This is a genomic window from Neisseria sp. P0021.S007, assembly GCF_051956855.1.
In genome coordinates, this window is record NZ_JBQCXA010001418.1 from 1 (window position 1) to 484 (window position 484).

The 484-nt window shown below is 63.2% G+C and carries 1 protein-coding gene; it reads right to left on the minus strand.

Annotation, left to right across the window (positions count from 1 at the left end; all coding sequences use genetic code 11):
- A partial coding sequence (locus ACTHUR_RS19485) for an FAD-binding protein (RefSeq protein ID WP_440400436.1) occupies positions 1-484 on the minus strand: 484 nt, incomplete at both ends.

Sequence of the window (484 nt, forward strand, 5' to 3'; positions counted from 1 at the left end):
GTGCAGGGTCGGATGGATCATCACGGGTTCGACGGCGGGGTCGATGCCGCATTTGTGGGCGACGTGGCCGAGCGTAACCAGACGGTTCAACACATCAGGATCGTTTTCAATCAGGCGCGGGGTGTCGAGGAACACACCGACCTGTCCGTCGCGCACTACGCCGCGACCTTCGCGGCACTCGCGCAAAATGGCGGCGGCAACGACGTCGCGCGGCTGCAATTCGTCAACGAAACGTTCGCCCAAGCCGTTGACCAGTTTGGTGCCTGCGGAACGCACGGCTTCGGAAATCAGCGCGCCCGCCAAGTGCGGCGGATGGGCGACGCCGGTCGGATGGTATTGGAAGGAATCGATGTCGCGCAGTTTCGCGCCGATGCGGTATGCCATCACCAAACCGTCGGCTGTTGCGCCGTAGTGGTTGGAAGTGGCGAAACCCTGCAAATGCAGCCGTCCGCTGCCGCCGGTTGCCAATACCACGGCTTTGGCG